This window comes from Glutamicibacter sp. M10 (assembly GCF_025452055.1).
GTDB lineage: Bacteria > Actinomycetota > Actinomycetes > Actinomycetales > Micrococcaceae > Glutamicibacter.
Genome location: NZ_CP104918.1, coordinates 2,481,480 through 2,500,567 on the forward strand (window position 1 = coordinate 2,481,480; position 19,088 = coordinate 2,500,567).

Below are 19,088 nucleotides of genomic sequence, written 5' to 3' on the forward strand. Positions count from 1 at the left end.
GAGGCTTAAACGACTTTCGGGACCGTACCTCACGCATCATGCGCGAAGTATGGTCCCGAAAAGTCGTACAACTCTAGTTCTAGACGCTGACGGCTTCAGCCTTCACATCTGGAACAGCTACCGGGTGGGTGCCAGCGATCGATTCGATCACGCGCACTACCTGGCAGGAGTAACCGAACTCGTTGTCGTACCAAACGTAGACAACAGCGTTTTTGCCCGAAACGATGGTGGCCAGGCCATCAACGATGCCGGCACGACGTGAGCCAACAAAGTCGGTGGAAACCACTTCTGGGGAATCGATGTAGTCGATCTGCTTGTGCAGGTTCGAGGTCAGCGAGGTTTCACGCAGGTAAGCGTTCAACTCTTCCTTGCTGGTTTCGTTCTCCAGGGTCAGGTTCAAGATGGCCATGGAGACATCTGGGGTTGGTACGCGAATTGCGTTACCGGTCAGCTTGCCTTCGAACTCTGGCAGTGCCTTAGCAACAGCCTTGGCAGCACCGGTCTCGGTGATCACCATGTTCAGTGCAGCTGCGCGTCCGCGACGTTCGCCCTTGTGGAAATTGTCGATCAGGTTCTGGTCGTTGGTGAACGAGTGAACGGTCTCAACGTGTCCGTGGTTAACGCCGAACTTGTCGTTCAGCGCCTTGAGCACTGGGGTGATGGCGTTGGTGGTGCACGATGCTGCGGTGACAATCTTGTCTTCTGCAGTAATCCACGAATCGTTGATGCCGTGAACGATGTTCTTCAAGTCGCCCTTACCTGGAGCGGTAAGTAGAACGCGAGCAACACCCTTAGCTTCAAGGTGCTGGGACAGGCCAGCTTCATCGCGCCAGCGTCCGGTGTTGTCTACAACAATCGCGTTGTTGATTCCGTATTCGGTGTAATCAACGGTTGCTGGATCATTCGAGTAGATGACCTTGATCAGTGTTCCATTGGCGAGGATGGTGTTGTTTTCCTCGTCGACGGTGATCGAACCTTCAAAGCGGCCATGCACCGAGTCGCGGCGAAGCAACGAAGCGCGCTTGACGATGTCATCATCCGAGCCCTTGCGCACAACGATTGCCCGCAGACGCAAGCCGTAACCGCCACGCTCAATCAGGATACGAGCGAGCAAGCGACCAATGCGACCAAATCCGTAGAGTACTACGTCCTTTGGTTCTGCGTCGGTAGCGCCGGCCTTGCCGACCTTTTCGCCCAGTTCGTTGCTGATAAATGAGTTCAGGTCAACGGAGCCAGATTCTTTGAACTTCTTGTTCAAGCGGCCAAGATCAACGGCGACCGAGCCAACATTGAGTGTCTCGATTTCATCGAGAATTGCTTTGGTTGCCTTCAGGCTTAGCTCTTCGCCATCGATGCGGCGCACAACGCGGTGTGCTTTGATGATGTCGATTGAGGACTGATTGATCAGCTTGCGGCCATATACGGAGGGCACCACATTGTTCTTGCGGTACAAACGTCCGATCAGTGGAATCATGGCCTCGGCGAGCTCTTCGCGCCCGCTCCATTCTTGCTGGGCGACGACAGACTGCTGGGTCAAAGGAAAATCCTTCCAATTCAGCCGACTTGCAGATCCATAAAGTCGGTTGGCACCGTGGGAAGCACCATTGCTTTTGCGGTGGTACGAGGTCACAGGATCATCCTCGTAAGTACTAAGTACATTTTCCATTCTAAACTGCGCAGAAATTTTCCGGGCACCAAGATCTGTGAATCATCTCACTTGAGAAGTGAGGAAAAATATGGTGAATGGGATGGCCGATACGCCGGGTTTTGTCGCGCCGAAGCGGGACGGTCATCTATCTACGACTGCCGTTGCCGACAGCCTCTAGCGGTCCACCCGACTGCATGGTGCGAACAGCCCTCATAACGCAGTCTGTCTGACCTTGCTCCGAGTGGGGTTTACCAAGCCATCCCGGTCACCCGGGACGCTGGTGGTCTCTTACACCACCGTTTCACCCTTACCAGGAAACCTGGCGGTCTATTTTCTGTGGCACTAGCCTGCGGGTTACCCCGAGTGGGCGTTACCCACCACCCTGTTCTGTGGAGCCCGGACGTTCCTCGGGACAATTGCTTGCCACGCGACCGTCTGGCCATCCCATTCGTTAACCATTCTAGCCCCGGGACTTTGCCTGCCGTAACGCGCTGAGCGAGGTGTCCGACACGGAGATTCTCCAAAAATACCTAACCACGAACGATTTGATACGCACTGGATGCACGCGTAGCTCAAAGCATCAGCAAGTCTTCATCGACAAAGGTTGAGTGTTGAATTCCGATAGGCTGGAAGGCGTGCTTATTTTGTTGCCGCCTTCTGAAGGCAAGACAGCCCATACTCAAGGTGCTCCGTTTGAATTGGAAACACTCTCGTTTCCGGAACTAAATGATGATCGTCACCAAGTCATCGATTCTCTTGCGCAAGTTTCTGCTCGCGAAGACGCCATGGAAGTCTTAGGCGTTGGAGCTTCACTAGCTAACGAAGTAGCTCGCAATATCTCACTGCACACTGAACCGGCAGCCAGGGCACACGATATTTATTCAGGTGTGCTTTTTGAGGCTTTGAACTACGCGTCGTTGGATAAGCCAGCAAAGCTGCGGGCAGATCAAAGCATTCTGGTCATTTCTGCGTTGTGGGGCGCCGTCAGATTTGATGACCGGATCCCACCGTACCGACTTTCTATGTCCACCAAGCTTGAACCACTGGGCAGGCTCGGGAGCTGGTGGAAGAAACGATTAACTCCAGTATTGGACGAGATGGCCGGGAACCAGCTCATCATCGACACACGCTCAAGTACCTACACGGCAGCCTACAAGCCAAGCAACGGAAATAGCGTGGCCGTCAATGTTTTTCAGTTACGCAACGGTGTTCCGAAGGTCGTATCGCACTTCGCCAAACACACTCGCGGCGAAGTTGCCCGGTTCTTGGTTCAGCAAGAAGTCGAGCCCAAGACGGCGACGGAATTGCTTGAACTGATTCAATCTAAGTGGGAGGCCACCCTGGTGGACGACAAAAAGGGTCAAGCACTAAATATTCTGCTCCCCGAAGACCATCAGTTCACCACCACAAAGTAGTAAGAATCAGCCTCTCGTCTTGGCGCACACGACAAAAGAACAAACTTTCCCTCTTCCGCTTGTGATTCAATTCACATATGCTTCACGTATGACGTCCTACGTCATACGTCCTTCCAATTTTCAGGAACCATACCCCTGCGAGGAACCAGCCCATGCGAAGCCATTTTCGATACGAGCACCGTAGAATCCTGACCGCTGCACTGGCAGTCAGCCTGACCATTCCCCTTTTCAGCGCAAACGGGGCCCTAGCGGCCACCACATTAGAGGAAGCGGACCCTGCGGTGCCGCCGGGAACCTTCAAAGAAATAAATCTCGGAACCGACCGCACCGAAAACAACTTCTTCTATCGCATCCCCGCTCTCGCTCACTTGGGCGACGGGGTAGTTCTCGCCGCGTGGGACGGCCGTCCGGGAAACGCCTCAGATGCACCGAACCCCAATAGCATCGTGCAGCGCAAAAGCACCGATAACGGTGCAACGTGGGGGCCAGTAACCACTGTCGTGGCAGGCTTCACCGGCTCCCCCGAACAAGGAAAGCACGGCTATTCTGACCCCAGTTATGTGGTGGATGACGAAAGCGGAAAGACCTTCGCCTTCTTTGTCTACTCCAAGGATCGAGGCTTCGTAGGGAGCATTTGGGGCCATGACGATGCCAACCGGCAAGTGCTCAGCGCAGCTGTTGTCGAATCCACCGATGACCGAGCCACGTGGAGCAAGCCTCGACTGATTACCGATGTCGTCAAACCAGGAGACAGCGCGGTCCCCGGCACTGTACGTTCGACCTTCGCCACGTCCGGTCAAGGCATCCAGATAACCCGCGGCCAATACGCCGGGCGACTCGTTCAGCAATACGCCGGAGATGTCATGCAGGCCGATGGCACCCGAGCGATTCAAGCCTTCTCGATGTATTCCGATGACCACGGAGCGACGTGGAAACATGGAGAATTCACCGGACAGGCCATGGACGAGAACAAAGTGGTTGAACTTTCCGACGGGCGGCTTATGCTCAATTCCCGTGACAACGCCGGCGGTGGCTATCGAAAGGTAGCTATTTCTAATGATGGTGGCCACAGCTACTCGGAGGTCACCCAGGATAAGAACCTCCCCGATCCCACAAATAACGCACACATCACCCAGATGTTCCCGGATGCGCAGGCCAAAAAGTTGCTGTATACCGGAGCCAATTCACAAACTTCGCGCTCCAACGTTTCAGCTCGAGTTTCTTGCGATGACGGAAAACGTGGCCAGGTTTGCGCACCATTCGTCGTGGTTTCTCCGGGTACTCGGTAGCCGATGTCTTGGACAATGGAAAATTTGGCGTGTTCTACGAAGCTAACTACACCGACGCCATGCAGCTTGCTACGTTCGATGAAGAATGGTTGAACTACGTCTGTGCTCCGATGCAGGCAGAAGCGTTCACCGCCAGCTCAGGATCCACTCTTGACGTTCCAGTGACCATCACGAACCAGGAAGACGAGGAGCTCTCGGGCGCCATCGCGGTGGGCGCCTCAACGCAATTCAGCGCCACAGCAAAATCGGTCACCAATCTTGCCGCAGGCGCCAGCACCACCATCAACCTTCCAGTCACTGTCGCGTCCACCGCGCTTGGAAACCAGAGTCTACCGTTGCAGTTCACGAGTAGTACTGGAAAAACTTCGCAGGTATCTGTGTCCGCTCAGATCACCGGCGAAGAAACCACTGGACTTAACATTTCGGGTCAACGCACCGATATGAGTCGAGACTTGGCCGTGGACCCATATGCGGTCGGTGAAAAAGTTCCGTACAGCTTCCGTGTGAATAGCATTGGAAACATCGCTCAATGGGTCGTACCAACTGCGGGTAACTTCTCACCGTTTGCCGCCAGCCCAATTGGACAGCCCAGCCCGGCGGGCACTTGCCGCTACTCGAACCTGCCCGCGGGTGCTGGCTACACCTGCGCCACTCCACGCCATGAGGTAACCAGCAATGAGCTAGCCAACGGATTCTTTATTCCTCAAACGCACTGGACTTCTGGCCGGGTCGGCAGCAACGCCATCGTGGATGAATACACAATCACGGATCAAGAAGTCGACCTCGTCGATCGCCAACCTAGCTTTACCGTCGAGGCCTCACAGCAAGTTGCCGCTGAGCCTGCTTTGAATTCGTCGCCTAAAGCCGGTGACTGGATTAGCTATGAAGTCACGGTTACAAATACCGGAAACGTTCGACTCAGCGCCCTAGAAGGTTCGGAATTCAGCATTAAGGAGCTTGACGCAGGCGAATCGAAGAGCGCAACCATCACACGCCTTCGCACTAGCGCTGATGCCTCAAGCCGAAGCGCACAGGAAAAATCAAAAATTGCTACCGCTCGCAACGGCGATATCAAGATCCAGGCTGAGATTTCTCAATCCATCGCCCCGTAGGTTGAAAGTGCAAAACCTGACAATGCACTGAAGCAAAAGAAGACTGCCGTGGGCAAGACTTGGGAATTACTATTCCCGAATCCCACCCATGGCAGTCTTCTTTGTTGGTTGAACTTTTGTTGGTTGAACTAACTGCCACCTTGCCCATCAGCGGCGACGAGTTCAATTTCAAAGCCCTCGCCATTTTCCAGATACGCAGCGTAGTGCTGTTCTCCACCAGCGTGTGGATGCTGATCCGAGAACATCAAGGTAAATCCGTGGTCACTAGCCTCGCGTGAAATTTGCTCAACTAGTTCTTTGGACTCAACAGTAAAAGCCAAGTGGTTCAATCCTGGATTCAAGCGTTCGTGGCGTCCATGGCGCACATCAGGCCCGGACTCAAGAACGATATAAAAGTTTGAATGGGCGTAGCTGATCCCATTACTCCACTCAGAATCAATCCGGTAACCCAGACGCGTCAGCAACCATCCCAACGTTGCTTTACTGGCTGATAAGTCATCAACCCAGATTTCCAAATGATGCAGCATGCGGTTCCCTGCCTATGGGGTCAGGACAAAGTCCCAAGGATCCGAATTAATTTGCGATATTTCAATCTCTACCGAATGTCCCAGATCGTTGAGCACATTCTGCAAAGCGCGAGCGCCGGCTGAAAGCCAGACCCACTCGGAGGCAAAATGGGAAACATCAATCAAGTAAGGGAAGCCACCGTTGGCTGCTTCGCGTGCTTCACTGGCCGGGTGATGGCGTAGATCTGCGGTGACGTAGACATCGGCTTGGTGTGAGCGCACCGCATCAAATAACGAGTCACCGGCCCCACCGCATAGGGCGACCTTGCGGATGATCCCGGTGCGGTCACCTGCAACACGTACGCCACCGGCCACGGCAGGGAGCACGGTGTAAACGCGTTCAGCAAAATCTTCAAGCTTCATTGGCTTGTCCAGGAAGCCGACTCGGCCTAGTCCTTCTTCTGGCAATCCGTCCTTGGAATGCACCAGAGGCACACAATCCTTGAGGCCAAACGCGTCGGACAGGGCGTCGTTGACTCCCCCAATGGCGTTGTCAGCATTGGTGTGTGCCGTGAGCAAAGCGGTTCCGGTCTCAATGAGCCGGTGAATCGCTTCGCCCTTAAAGCTGGTTCCTGCTACTTGGGTGACACCACGAAGTAACAGTGGATGATGAGTGATGAGCAAGTCAGCTCCACGCGCGATGGCATCTTCGATCACCACAAGGGTCGGGTCTACAGCCATTACAACCTTGGTGATCTGCTGGGCGCTACGTCCGGTCACTAGACCAACGGCGTCCCAGTCCTCCGCCAAGGATTTTGGCCAAAGCTCTTCTACTGCCTCAAGCACATCGCCCAAAGTAGTTGCAGCCGGTTCCCCATCAACTGGCTGCTTTACTTCTTCGTCGGTCACTGGCTTGAGCGAAGCGGCGTCCGTAACTGACGGCTTCTTATCAGGTTCTTGCGAGTTATTTGCCTTGCTCTGCATGTCACCAACCCTACGCGTTGGGTACATCGATGGAACAGAATGCAACGCCGCATCGTTGTGAACTGTGTGAGTACTCTCAGCCTTCAATCACCGCATCAATTCAGCCCTACAATCGAGCTTCAGGGGGCCAAGCTGACAACCTTCGTGTTGGCAGGTGGCTGCTTCTGGTGCTTGGACGCCATCTACCAGCAAACCCGTGGCGTGCACGCCGTGATCTCCGGATACATCGGTGGGCACACCAGTGACCCGGACTATTATCAGGTCTGCTCCGGAACCACCGGGCACGCTGAAGGTGTTGCAGTCATCTTTGATCCAGAAGTTGTTCCAGCCGAGATCATCTTGGACATGTTCTTCACCGTTCATGATCCAACGTCGCTCAATCGCCAGGGTTATGACGTAGGCACCCAATACCGCTCGGCCATGTTCCCGCTGGATGAAGAGCAGCGGACGCTTTTCGCTGGGGCCATCGCAAAATTTGCGCCTTTATACCCTAATCGGATTGTCACCACAATAGAAGAGTCGAAAGATTTCTATCCTGCGGAGCAAATTCATCAAGATTACTACGCAGCTAACCAAGATGTCGGATATTGCCGAGTGATCATCGACCCGAAGATCGCAAAAGTCAGGAAATATTACGCACAATGGCTAAATGAAGCCTAGCTTGACGGCATGCCTACTAGGGTTAGAAATGAACCTCGAGATGTCCGAGCCATTTAGCCGGTCATCTGCAAGTAACTCGCCGCCAGCAATCGCGGCCGCAATGAGTCACGTAAGGACTGCATAAAACATGGGCAAGATTTACAACAACGTCACCGAAGTTATCGGCCGCACCCCATTGGTAAAGCTGAACCGACTTGACGAAGGCCTAGCCGGCAACGTCGCTGTGAAGCTGGAATTCTACAACCCAGCAAACTCCGTCAAGGACCGCATCGGTGTAGCAATCGTCGACGCTGCAGAAAAGTCGGGCGCGCTGAAGCCAGGTGGCACCATTGTTGAAGGTACCTCGGGTAACACCGGTATCGCTCTGGCCATGGTCGGCGCAGCACGTGGTTACAAGGTCATCCTGACCATGCCTGAAACCATGTCCACCGAGCGCCGCGTTATGCTGCGCGCTTACGGTGCTGAAATCGTACTGACCCCAGGTGCCGATGGCATGCGCGGTGCAGTAGAAAAGGCTAAGGAAATCGTTGCGACTTCTGAGAACGCCGTCTGGGCTCAGCAGTTCGCTAACTCCGCTAACCCTCAGATTCACGCGGACACCACCGGCCCAGAAATCTGGGATGACACCGAGGGCCAGGTAGACATCCTTGTTGCTGGTATCGGTACCGGTGGCACCATCACCGGTGCAGGTCGCTTCCTGAAGGAAAAGAACCCAAACCTGAAGATCGTTGCTGTTGAACCAAAGGATTCGCCGATCCTCAACGGTGGCAAGCCAGGCCCACACAAGATTCAGGGCCTTGGTGCTAACTTCATCCCTGAGGTTCTGGACACTGAACTGTACGACGAAGTTCTGGATGCCAGCATCGAAGATTCGGTTGCTACCGCACGCGCATTGGGCGTCAAGGAAGGTATCCTCGGCGGTATCTCCGCTGGTGCAGCCGTTTGGGGTGCACTGCAGATCGCTGCTCGCGAAGAAAACGCTGGCAAGCGCATCGTGACTATCATCCCTGACTTCGGTGAGCGTTACATCTCCACCCTGCTCTTTGATGACATCCGCGGCTAAATCAGTTTCGGAAAGTTAGAATAAATCGGCGCGAGCCACCGTTGGTCTAATAGAGACCTTAATCGGTGCAGCTCGCGCCGATTTGCTGTGTGTCGTCTTCGGATTCCTGCACAGCGAACTGCAACCCCTAAGGTAGTATTCATGAGTTTTTCTCCCGCCTGCGTGAAGACCTAGCCACAGCTCGACAGCACGATCCTGCGGCACGCAGCGATACCGAAAACTTTTTCGTGTATTCCGGGTTGCACGCTATTTGGCTACACCGCGCAGCTCACAAGTTGTGGCAGAACCCTTCCACCAAGGGAGCCGCACGACTGATCTCGCAGGCTGCACGTGCGCTGACCGGCATTGAGATTCACCCTGGCGCCACCATCGGCCGTCGCTTCTTCATCGACCACGGCATGGGCATCGTCATTGGTGAAACTGCTGAAATCGGCGAGGACGTCATGCTGTACCACGGTGTAACTCTGGGCGGTCGTTCCCTAGCTAAGGTCAAGCGTCACCCAACCATTGGTGATCGTGTGGTCATTGGCGCCGGAGCCAAGGTCCTCGGTCCGATCATCATCGGAGCCGATTCCGCCATCGGTGCTAACGCTGTAGTGGTCAAGAATGCACCAGAAGGCTCGATCGTTACCGGCATTCCTGCACAGAATCGTCCACGTACTCCAGAAGAGCGCAAGCCTGCTGTTGACCCAGCTGAGTACATCGATCCTGCGATGTGGATCTAGCTGCACGTAGTTCTTAAACTGATCGGGTCCGCACCATTTGGTGCGGACCCGATCAGTTTAAGTAAGAACGCTTACTCAGCGACTTGATGAGTTTCGGTGCGGCTGCCGTCAGCCAGCTCAACGATCTCATCGTCCTGGCTTTGCGGTGCGGTGCCCAGCTTGCCGTTGGTCAGTTTCTGCATGATCATCGCCATGGCTCCGTCACCGGTCACGTTGGTCGCGGTGCCGAAGCTATCAAGTGCGATGTAAGCGGCGAACATGAGGCCAACTTCAACATCACCGAAGCCGAGCATCTGGCCAAGCAGACCAGCTGCTGCTGCGATGGCGCCACCTGGAACACCAGGAGCGGCAATCATCATGACTCCGAGCATCAAGATGAATGGGAAGTAAGCACCGAAGGTGACTTCTCCGCCAGTGAGCAAAAGGACTGCGATCGAGAAGCAGGTAATTTTCACCATTGAACCGGAGAGGTGAATGGTCGCACACAGTGGAACAACAAAGCCGGCCACAGCGTCCGAAACACCATTTTTCTTCGTTGAAGCCAGCGTCACTGGAATCGTGGCTGCCGAGGACGAGGTGCCCAGTGCGGTGAAGTAGGCATCGCGCATACCCCAGAGAGCCTTCAGTGGGTTGCGCTTGTTCATGGCTCCAGCGATCGAGTACTGGGCCAGCAGAACAACGAGGGTCAGTGCGAAGGAAACCACAGCGACCAACAAGAACTTGGTCACCACAGTGATTGCGTTTCCGCTGGCGGAGAGATCCAAGAAGATGCCGAAGATGAAGACCGGCAAGGCAGGGACGACAACACGACGAATGACCATCTCAATGATGGTGCGGAATTCGACAACACCGCGGAAAAGTACCGTGGAGCGGAAAGCAGTCATGCCCAACCCGATGATGAACGCAAGGACCAGTGCAGTCATCACGTCCAAAGCTGGTGGCAGGACGATCTCGGTGGCCGAGTCCCCCGCACTACTAACCAAGGAAACGACGGGCTTAAATCCTGAGCCTTCACCTTCACCGATGGCTTCAAGTCCACCACCGGACAATGACTGGGTAAATAGCCAGCGGCTGACAAAGTACGCAAGTAGCCCTGCAGCCAAAGTTGATCCGTAGGCGAGCAGCGCAGTGATGCCCAACCATTTGCCTGCACCCTTGCCAAGTTCAGCAATAGCTGGCGAAACCAAACCAAAAATAATCAGTGGCACAACGAAGTTCAGGAAGCCCGAGAAGATCGAGTTATAGGTCAGGAATACGCTTCCTAGCCATACCGGCATTACTGGGCCAAGCAAAACGCCTAAGACGATTGCTATGAGCACCCAGCCAAGCAGTGGGATTGATTTCAACAGCTTCATGAAGGTCCTTCATTGGTTCGGGATCATAGCGACGCTTAAACAGCCATCGATGTGTCGCAGCACACGTCTCGACAATGATAGTTGGGCACATGGCAACCCGAAAACATTGTGAATCGCTCAGGGATTCCCACAGTACCGACAAATTTCGAACGTTTAGCTTCGCAGGACAAGTTTTCTTCGAGAAAATTCGAAATCGATCACGCGTACACCAGACGAGTGGAAGATCTGAGAGATCCGCATCGCGGGAAATCCTCTGCTGAATTAAGTGGCGCAACGTGACGACTGACAAGATCGGTTGTGGGTGCTCTCGGCGAGCGCCTGAGCATGTTCGGCCCACCGCTTGAACATGACCCTGACTTAACGTCCCTGATTTGTTGAAGCTTAGAGGAGCCTAGTACCCGATCTGGATACCTCTTAGTAATGTTGGGCCTATGAATGCGCATCCTGCCGATACCCACAATATGATCCGAGTCCGTCAAGCCCGAGAGAACAACCTCAAGGGTATTGATGTCGACATCCCCAAACGACGCATTACGGTTTTCACTGGGGTTTCCGGCTCAGGTAAGTCTTCACTCGTCTTCGGAACGATCGCTGCCGAATCACAGCGATTGATCAATGAAACGTATACCTCTTTTGTTCAGTCGTTCATGCCCTCGATGCCTCGGCCCGACGTTGAGGTTCTAGAGAACTTGTCGGCAGCCATCGTTGTTGATCAGGAGCGCATGGGATCCAATTCCCGCTCAACGGTTGGTACCGCCACCGATGCCTACTCATTGCTTCGTGTTCTTTACTCACGCTACTCAACTCCAAGTGCCGGTGGCGCGGGCGCATATTCTTTCAACCTCGGACAAGGAGCTTGCCCGGCCTGTGAGGGATTTGGTACGGAAGCAAGTATCGACCTTGACGAGTTATTGGATTGGGATAAGACCCTGAACGAGGGCGCCATCAAGGCACCAAACTTTGCTCCTGGCGCGTGGCTCTGGCAAACATTGACTGCAGGCACCGAACCAGATCTTGATATCAAGCTCAAAGATATGCCCAAGGACATGCTTGATCGCATGCTTCATGCCGAAGATGGCAAGGTCAAGCTCAACGGGGCGAACATGAGCTACTCGGGGCTCATCACCCGCATCAAGTCCAACTACATTCTTTCTGGTCGCGAAATCAAGCAAGCGCACATTCGTGAATGGATCGACCGGATCTCAACCACGGCACCGTGCACGGTGTGCGCCGGTTCCCGACTGAGTGAAGCTGCTAGAGCCTCAAAGATGAATTCACTGGGCATCGCCGATATGACGGCCATGCAGGTTTCTGAGCTTTCCGCGGAACTAGACAAACTTCAGATCCCGGACGCCGCTCCCTGATCAAGAACTTGATTGCGATTCTTGAGTCGATGGTCGAGTTGGGCTTGGGATATCTCTCGCTAGATCGACCCGCTGGAACACTTTCGGGCGGTGAAGCCCAGCGCGTGAAAATGATTCGTCATCTAGGTAGCGCACTCTCGGATGTCACCTACGTCTTTGATGAACCAACCGTGGGGCTTCACCCGCACGATATTCAACGCATGAATGGGCTGTTGGCGGATCTGCGAGATAAGGGCAATACCGTACTGGTCGTTGAGCATAAGCCTGAAGTTATCAAGATCGCTGATCACGTGATTGATCTTGGTCCGGGTGCTGGAACGCACGGTGGAACGCTGAGTTACAGCGGAGATGTTTCTGGCCTGTTGGCCAGCGATTCACTGACCGGTCAACATTTTTCTACGCGTGTTCCGCTGAAGCCCGCTACCAGGTCACCGGGTACTCCCTAGAAGTTCGTGGCGCTTCCACACATAACCTCAAAGACGTGAACGTAGATATCCCTACCGGTGTACTGTGTGCCATCACCGGTGTTGCCGGGTCCGGTAAGTCCACGCTCATTCACTCAACGATTTCCAAGCGTGAAGATGTGGCCGTGGTGGATCAACGAGCGATCCGAGGCTCGCGCCGTTCAAATCCTGCCACCTACACCGGAATCATGGATCCGATTCGAGCCGCCTTTGCCAAGGCCAACTCGGTCAAGCCGGCCTTATTCAGCGCAAATTCCGAAGGAGCCTGCCCAAACTGCAAGGGCGTCGGATTCACCTATACCGATTTGGCCTCGATGGCCGGAGTGGCTCTGCCCTGTGAAGTATGTGAAGGTACGCGCTTTACCGCTGAAGTCTTGAACTACACCTTGGACGGTTTGAATATCGGTGAAGTGTTGGACTTGAGCATGGAGCAAGCCTTAGAACAACTCAAGATCCCTAAAGCCAAAGCCATGCTGACCCGGCTGAACCAAGTAGGACTGGGGTATCTCAAGCTCGGGCAGCGCCTCAGTACGCTCTCGGGCGGTGAGCGCCAGCGCATCAAGCTTGCCATCAACTTAGGCAAGGGTTCTGGCACCTACGTACTGGATGAACCAACCACTGGTCTGCATATGGCCGATGTCCAAAACTTGCTGGGTCTACTCGACGAAATGGTTGACGAAGGAAACACCGTCATTGTCATTGAGCACCATCTAGCGGTAGTTGCCCATGCTGATTGGGTGATTGACCTTGGACCAGGGGCCGGGCATGAGGGCGGTCAGATTGTCTTTGAAGGAACGCCAGCAGAACTTAGTCAATCTGGCACGCTCACCGGAATTCACTTGAATGAATACGTCGGCGGCAGTCAATGAGCTTCACTTTGCGCAAACCCGTAGCTGATGACGCCGTTGAGCTGGCCGCTTTGCATGTTGAATGCTGGAAGCAGACCTACACGGAACTGTTGCCCGAGGGATTTTTTAGCACAGAGCATGCTGAGCATCGTCTCAACCTGTGGCAACGGATTTTAGCTGACCCGAACCCTGCGTTCTCTCTAGCTGTGGCATGCAATGAGCAGGAAGACTTGATTGGTTTCTCGTTTGCTGCACCGTGCACCAAGGACTCGGTCGATGTTCCGGCGGGAATTGACCGGCAACTATACAACTTGTATCTGCTCAACGATCAGCACGGCTCCGGTGCGGGCCAGGCCTTGCTGGATGCTGCACTTGGGGATCAACCGGCCCTCTTATGGGTGGCCGAACAGAATCCTCGGGCGATAGCCTTCTATCAGCGCAACGGATTCTCCTTTGATGGTCAAGTGCTTGATGACCCCACCGCACCGCTGATCACTGATCTGCGCATGGTGCGCTTGCCTGTCTGAGAATGATTCGCTGCGTCATCGCGACAGGTCATCATTAACGCATAACGGGTCCGAGCGGAAAATTTTCCGGTCGGACCCGTTAGTTGGTACCTGCTTAGTGCAAGATCAATTAGATGCGAACAAGCATCTTGCCGGTGTTTGCTCCGGCCATCATGTCCAAGAAGGCCTGAACGGTGTTCTCTACACCGTCAACGATGGTCTCATCGTAGGAAACCTTGCCTTCAGCGAACCACTGGCCCATGCGCTGGGAGAACTCTTCGCCGTAGTTCAGGTAGCTCGACAGGGTGAAGCCCTGAAGCTTCAGGCCACGAGTGATCAGGTTGGCCATGTTCAGTGGGCCTGGGGTTGGCTCGGTGGTGTTGTAGCTTGCGATAGCACCACACAGGGCTGCACGGCCACCGTCATTGAAAGCTGCCAGTGCTGCTTCGAGGTGATCGCCACCAACGTTGTCGAAGAAGACGTCGATGCCCTCAGGGGCAGCAGCGGCTAGCTGTCCACGAACGTCGCCGTCCTTGTAGTTGAAGGCTGCGTCGTAGCCGTACTTGCTGGTGAGCAGTTCGACCTTTTCAGCACTACCTGCGGAACCGATAACGCGCTTAGCTCCCATGAGCTTGGCGATCTGTCCGGCTGCGGTACCAACGGCACCGGCCGCACCGGAGATGAAGACGGTTTCGCCTTCAGCCAAGCCGGCGATTGCGTTCAAACCTACGTAGGCGGTCAGCCCGGTCATGCCCAAGATGTGCAGGCGCAGCGAGCTTGGAACACCTGGAAGGTCAGGGATTTCCTTGAAGCTAGCTGCTGGACCCTGAGCCAAGTCCGACCAGCCGAGCTGGTGAAGAACCAGGGTGTCTACTGGCAGGGAGCTGTCATTTGAAGCGATGACGCGTCCTACTGCACCGCCGGCGATCTGCTCGCCGATTTGGAATGGCTTGACGTAGGAGCGGGTGTCGTTCATGCGTCCGCGCATGTAAGGGTCAACCGAGATGAATTCGTTGCGAACCCGAACTTCGCCGTCCTTCAATTCTGCAAGTTCAACGTGCTCAACGGTGAAGTTTTCGTTCGTTGGCCATCCGGTTGGGCGGCTGGCGAGGTGGATCTGGGTGCTGGTGGTTTCGCTCATTATGTTGAGTACCTTTCCTTTTTCGAATTTTTTCGGGTTTGAAAATTTAGAGTGCTACGCCGATGATCAGTGCGATCACCGTCAGTAATGGGAAGACGCCTTGCTTGATTGCTGCCGAAGCCTTGGATGGGCTGGAAATGATTAGGACCAGTGCGGCCAGCAACATGGAGCCGGTTCCGGTGAAGATCAGGGTCGAGCCGATGGTTGCTTCTCCAGCCATGTGGAAGACGACGCCTGCCAGGGTGGCGATGGCCAGAAACAGGTTGTAGAAGCCTTGGTTGAAGGCCATCTCCTTGGTTGCTTCCGCATCTTCAGGCGTCGAGCCAAAGGTTGCTCGAACTTTGTCAGTGGTCCACCATAGGGACTCCATGAAGAAGATGTACACGTGAAGCAATGCAGCAAGGGTGGCCAGCACGAGTGCGGTGATGATCATGATTAACAGCTCCTGAAAGTTTTAGCAGAACAAGCATTCTGTAACGTCCATTTCAATATATACTGTAATGGTCGTTTCCGAAAGTAGAAAGGTATGTGATGGCAAGAACACTAGCCTTTGACAGTACCGCTGTCATCAAAAAAGCTCGCTCCCTATTCTGGTCTAGGGGCTTTGAAGCAGCGTCCATCCCAGAACTTGAATCAGCCACCGGCCTGAGCAGATCCAGCATCTACAACTCCTTTGGCTCCAAAAGAGGTTTGTTTGACGCAGCCGTGCAGAGCTACCTCGATGAGATTGTTCGCCCGCGCCTAGAACCACTGATATCTGATGACGTTAGCCCGCAAGCACTCACTGAGTACCTTGATGGTTTGATCTCCGTATTTGGTCAGCCCAAGGCGCTGCCAACCAGCAATGGTTGCTTGCTGATCAACACCGCCAATTCACCCCTATCAGCCGACTCCCACGTGTCGCAAGTGGTCCAGGCCTACGGAGAAGAGCTAGAAACTGCGTTTGGTCGCGGGATTAGCGCTGCCCGAAGCGATCTCGACCCAACCGTCCAACAACGATTGGCCTCAACGGTGACAGGTCTTGTTGTTGCCGCTTTTGCGCTGGTGCGAATCGCTCCAGCACAGGCCCGGACCCTGCTTGAAGATGCCAAGACGCTAGTTATCTGCGAGCACTAAGCCAACAGGTTCTTTCCGGAAACGACACTGAACCCCGCTGCCCCAGCTCATGAATGGGACAGCGGGGTTCATTAGTATGACAACCCTTTAGTTTATTTAGTTTTACTGACCGTCTGGGCCTCTGCCCATGCCGCCACCCATGCCGCCCATTCCGGATTCAAACTCCCCGGCGATTGCGGTGATAACCTCGGTTGCGTCGGTGATGCTACCGGTACCTAGACCCGCATCAACATCTACGGTACCTCCGGTGTAGAAGCTGTAGCTATCGCCGTCAACAATCTCGGAGCTGGAGTACACGACATTGGCGGTGGCCTTTGAGGTGACAAAACTAGCGACTACTTTTCCGCTCGAATCAACGATGTGGATAGCGGTTCCTGCTTCAACCGTGGTGCCAAGGGAAGCCTGAACGCCGGACTGCTTGGAAGTATCGCTTAGACCTTCAGCCATGCCGTCACTGCCAGCCGCGATAAGTACACCACCGTCAACCGAAATATCCCCATTAGAGTCGAGTGAGCCATTACCGCCGTTGGTTGGACCGTTGACTACGGTCGTACCACCGGTAACTGAGATGTCGCCATTGGAATCCAACCCGTCACCCTCCGAAGTGACCGTGACCTTGCCACCGGAAATGTTCAGGTGGGCATCCTGCGCGGCATCCATGCCTCCTCCTGCGCCACCTTGCGTTGTAGTCTCGCTGCTACCAGCGGTAGCGTTCACTCCGTCATCGGTAGCGTTCACGTTGACCGTCGCTCCGGCTAGGTTGATGGTCGGCGATTCCAGTCCCTCGTTAGACTTGCTGACCGTCGCGGTTCCACCGCTGAGCGTCAAAATCTGCTCCGCCTTGATTCCGTCGTCTCCTGCGTCAATTTTCAACGTGCCGCCGTACTGGTGTAGCCAGCCGCGATCAGCGTCAGTGTCATTGGTTGACTTGATGCCATCTTCGGCTGCAGTAATCTTCACATCGCCACCGAGTAGGGCTACGTAATCCTTACCCTTAATTCCGTCGTCGCTCGCGGTGACAGTGACGTCACCGGAGGCAAGAACTAGACCATCCTTACTAACGATGCCGTCCTGGTAATTTCCCTTCACGTCCAAGGAACCCTCACCTGCGATAGTTAGGTCAGCCATCGAGTAGATTGCCGCATTGGCAGCATCTTCGGCGGTATCAGCGTAGGTGCTCGCATCGGATACAGAATTGCTGGTGCCCTTTTCTAGATAAAGAAGGGTTTCATTGGATTCATCAACCTGGATTGCGGAACCGGTTGAACTGGTGATGGAGGCATCATCCATGATGACTCGAACAACGTCTTCCTCGCCGGCGGCGACGACAACCTTGCCGTCACTGAGCGAGCCAGACAGGCGGTAAGTACCAGCACCGGTGATGGTGACGGTATCCCCATCTACCGAGACCTTGTCAGCGTCAGTTCCTGAAGCTTTGGTGCCACCATCGGCCAGGTCCACAGTTGTTTCTTTGTCAGCGTCCCACTGCAGATCATCCTCATCAAAGTGCGTGTCTTCCGAAATGTCGGTTGCTGAGGCAGTTGAGGTGTTGCCCGAAGAGCTGCTGCTCTCTGCCACCGTGGATGCGCTACTTGCGTTGCTGGTTGCGTTGATGACATCGGAGACCGTTGTCCCGCCAGAGCCTGTCGCACACCCAACCATGGTCAGCGCCAGCGATAAAGCGGCAACTGAACTCAGTGCCTTGTTTCGAAATGAGCGTTTCATGAGCATTCTCTCTGAATTCATAATAGGATTGTCGGCAATTTATTTTTGCCTATCTGAGGGTATATGACTATCTTTCAATAGTTCCCTGTGGTGACTCTGTATTCACCAAATGCCGCGCTTGTGAATGTTGAAATGGGGATGACTTGCTCGACTTTTTCCGGAACAAGAACCGCTTTTGAACGGAAAAGCTCACCAAGAAGAGCACGATCTCTGTAATGATTTTTCCGAGTAATAACGGAATCCCGGACGAGGAAAGCAATGTGAGCAACTCGTAATTCAGGGCCAGTAGGACAATGGCCAGTAATGCATAACGACTTACTGTTGCGCGCAATGGAAGCGTACGACCTTCGGTAAACACCAGCTGTCGGTTGATCCAAAAGTTCACGGCGGCGCTGCCTAGACGAGCTAGGACCACAGCAGGTAGTAATTGGTGGAACGTCGCGGTGAAGATCAGGAGCAACACCGTGTCCACCGCGAATCCTGCCAATGACGAAGCGGAGAACTTCAAGAGTGGGGCGTAGATTCTTATCGAATCCCTGATGGGCCGGAAGTGTGAGCTTTCGTTGTCGTTCAGGTAAATGGTTTGAATCTTCACCCGCTGGAGCTCTATATTGTTCCGTAGTGCATCCAGCAGCATGTTCAGTTCGTACTCGTAGCGCTCGCCGGGCACCTTGCCTAGCCATGGAAGTATCTCTGCGGGGAATCCGCGTAGCCCGGTTTGGGTGTCGTTGAGCCATGTGCCTGTGGAGAGTGCGAAGAATAACGCGGTGGCCTTATTGCCCAACTTGCTGCGTAGCGGTACCTTGCCGGAGAACTCACGTTCTCCAAGAACAATGCTTTTCTTCTGACCCACTTCCCTGGCCACAGCGTAGATGTCTTCAGCAGCGTGCTGACCATCGCAGTCCGCGGTGACAACATCGTGGCCAGGGAAGTTTTCAGCGATAAAGCTGAATCCTGTCTTGAGTGCGGCCCCTTTACCCAAATTGACCGGGTGTTGAACGAGGATTGCTCCCTGACGCTGGGCATAAGCGAAGATTTCTGCTGACGTAGGTCCGCTGCCGTCATCAACAACGACCAGGACCGTTTCATTGCTCGTCAGCTGCAGGGACTCAATAAGGGTATTGAGCTTTTCATCTGGTTCAAACGCGGGAATCAGGAGAATCATGG

General features: G+C 54.3%; 16 protein-coding genes, 1 other RNA gene and 1 pseudogene. 9 read left to right on the top strand and 9 right to left on the bottom strand.

Annotated elements, in window-relative coordinates; translation table 11 throughout:
* Positions 1 to 79: 79 nt before the first annotated feature.
* Positions 80 to 1,537, bottom strand: a complete 1,458-nt coding sequence (locus N6V40_RS12225; RefSeq protein ID WP_131088127.1) for a glyceraldehyde-3-phosphate dehydrogenase — start codon at positions 1,535 to 1,537, stop codon at positions 80 to 82.
* A gap of 203 nt (positions 1,538 to 1,740) precedes the next feature.
* Positions 1,741 to 2,095, bottom strand: an RNA gene (rnpB, locus tag N6V40_RS12230) — RNase P RNA component class A.
* A gap of 188 nt (positions 2,096 to 2,283) precedes the next feature.
* Between rnpB and N6V40_RS12235 the strand changes: the two genes are divergently transcribed.
* The 3 genes from N6V40_RS12235 to N6V40_RS12245 all read left to right on the top strand — a co-directional run bounded on the left by N6V40_RS12235 (position 2,284) and on the right by N6V40_RS12245 (position 5,464).
* Positions 2,284 to 3,063: a YaaA family protein gene (locus tag N6V40_RS12235; protein ID WP_262199732.1), complete on the top strand. Its 780-nt coding sequence runs from the start codon at positions 2,284 to 2,286 to the stop codon at positions 3,061 to 3,063.
* Positions 3,064 to 3,215: 152 nt separating this feature from the next.
* Positions 3,216 to 4,352, top strand: coding sequence for a sialidase family protein (locus N6V40_RS12240; protein ID WP_131088125.1), 1,137 nt, complete (start codon positions 3,216 to 3,218; stop codon positions 4,350 to 4,352).
* Positions 4,313 to 5,464 carry a COG1361 family protein gene (locus N6V40_RS12245; protein WP_262197825.1) on the top strand — a complete coding sequence of 384 codons (1,152 nt, stop codon included), beginning with the start codon at positions 4,313 to 4,315 and terminating at the stop codon, positions 5,462 to 5,464. Before N6V40_RS12240 ends, N6V40_RS12245 begins: the two co-directional genes overlap by 40 nt.
* Before the next feature lie 128 nt (positions 5,465 to 5,592).
* On the opposite strand, the gene N6V40_RS12250 is transcribed toward N6V40_RS12245, so the two are convergent.
* On the bottom strand, positions 5,593 to 5,991 hold the full coding sequence (locus tag N6V40_RS12250) for a VOC family protein (protein WP_131088123.1): 399 nt from the start codon (positions 5,989 to 5,991) through the stop codon (positions 5,593 to 5,595).
* Positions 5,992 to 6,003: 12 nt separating this feature from the next.
* Positions 6,004 to 6,954: a Nif3-like dinuclear metal center hexameric protein gene (locus N6V40_RS12255; protein ID WP_131088122.1), complete on the bottom strand. Its 951-nt coding sequence runs from the start codon at positions 6,952 to 6,954 to the stop codon at positions 6,004 to 6,006.
* Between the two features lie 132 nt (positions 6,955 to 7,086).
* Here N6V40_RS12255 and msrA point away from each other — a divergent pair, with 132 nt between their 5' ends.
* The 3 genes from msrA (at position 7,087) to epsC (ending at position 9,402) form a co-directional block, all read left to right on the top strand.
* The gene (msrA, locus tag N6V40_RS12260; RefSeq protein ID WP_262199733.1) at positions 7,087 to 7,614 is read left to right on the top strand and encodes a peptide-methionine (S)-S-oxide reductase MsrA; all 528 of its coding nucleotides are present in this window, start codon (positions 7,087 to 7,089) and stop codon (positions 7,612 to 7,614) included.
* Positions 7,615 to 7,741: 127 nt separating this feature from the next.
* Positions 7,742 to 8,677: a cysteine synthase A gene (gene cysK, locus N6V40_RS12265; RefSeq protein WP_131088121.1), complete on the top strand. Its 936-nt coding sequence runs from the start codon at positions 7,742 to 7,744 to the stop codon at positions 8,675 to 8,677.
* 137 nt (positions 8,678 to 8,814) lie between these two features.
* Complete coding sequence (epsC, locus tag N6V40_RS12270; RefSeq protein WP_262199734.1) at positions 8,815 to 9,402, top strand: serine O-acetyltransferase EpsC; 588 nt, start codon at positions 8,815 to 8,817, stop codon at positions 9,400 to 9,402.
* A 71-nt stretch (positions 9,403 to 9,473) separates the two neighbouring features.
* Here epsC and N6V40_RS12275 read toward each other — a convergent pair whose 3' ends face one another.
* A complete protein-coding gene (locus N6V40_RS12275; RefSeq protein WP_131088119.1) occupies positions 9,474 to 10,757 on the bottom strand; it encodes a dicarboxylate/amino acid:cation symporter in 1,284 nt (427 codons plus the stop codon).
* A gap of 431 nt (positions 10,758 to 11,188) precedes the next feature.
* Between N6V40_RS12275 and N6V40_RS12280 the strand changes: the two are divergent.
* Positions 11,189 to 13,454: pseudogene (locus N6V40_RS12280) on the top strand (ATP-binding cassette domain-containing protein).
* Positions 13,451 to 13,960, top strand: a complete 510-nt coding sequence (locus N6V40_RS12285) for a GNAT family N-acetyltransferase (protein WP_131088117.1) — start codon at positions 13,451 to 13,453, stop codon at positions 13,958 to 13,960. Before N6V40_RS12280 ends, N6V40_RS12285 begins: the two are co-directional and overlap by 4 nt.
* A gap of 109 nt (positions 13,961 to 14,069) precedes the next feature.
* Here N6V40_RS12285 and N6V40_RS12290 read toward each other — a convergent pair whose 3' ends face one another.
* Positions 14,070 to 15,080, bottom strand: coding sequence for an NADP-dependent oxidoreductase (locus N6V40_RS12290; RefSeq protein WP_131088116.1), 1,011 nt, complete (start codon positions 15,078 to 15,080; stop codon positions 14,070 to 14,072).
* Positions 15,081 to 15,126: 46 nt separating this feature from the next.
* Positions 15,127 to 15,513 (bottom strand): DUF1304 domain-containing protein, encoded by a 387-nt coding sequence (locus N6V40_RS12295; RefSeq protein WP_262197828.1) that lies wholly within the window; start codon positions 15,511 to 15,513, stop codon positions 15,127 to 15,129.
* 98 nt (positions 15,514 to 15,611) lie between these two features.
* Here N6V40_RS12295 and N6V40_RS12300 point away from each other — a divergent pair, with 98 nt between their 5' ends.
* Complete coding sequence (locus N6V40_RS12300) at positions 15,612 to 16,196, top strand: TetR/AcrR family transcriptional regulator (RefSeq protein ID WP_262197830.1); 585 nt, start codon at positions 15,612 to 15,614, stop codon at positions 16,194 to 16,196.
* 102 nt (positions 16,197 to 16,298) lie between these two features.
* Here the strand turns inward: N6V40_RS12300 and N6V40_RS12305 are convergent, their stop codons facing one another.
* Together N6V40_RS12305 and N6V40_RS12310 are read right to left on the bottom strand one after the other, a co-directional pair.
* Positions 16,299 to 17,921, bottom strand: coding sequence for a carbohydrate-binding domain-containing protein (locus N6V40_RS12305; RefSeq protein ID WP_131088113.1), 1,623 nt, complete (start codon positions 17,919 to 17,921; stop codon positions 16,299 to 16,301).
* Between the two features lie 67 nt (positions 17,922 to 17,988).
* Positions 17,989 to 19,086 (bottom strand): bifunctional glycosyltransferase family 2/GtrA family protein, encoded by a 1,098-nt coding sequence (locus tag N6V40_RS12310; protein WP_262197832.1) that lies wholly within the window; start codon positions 19,084 to 19,086, stop codon positions 17,989 to 17,991.
* Positions 19,087 to 19,088 lie beyond the last annotated feature (2 nt).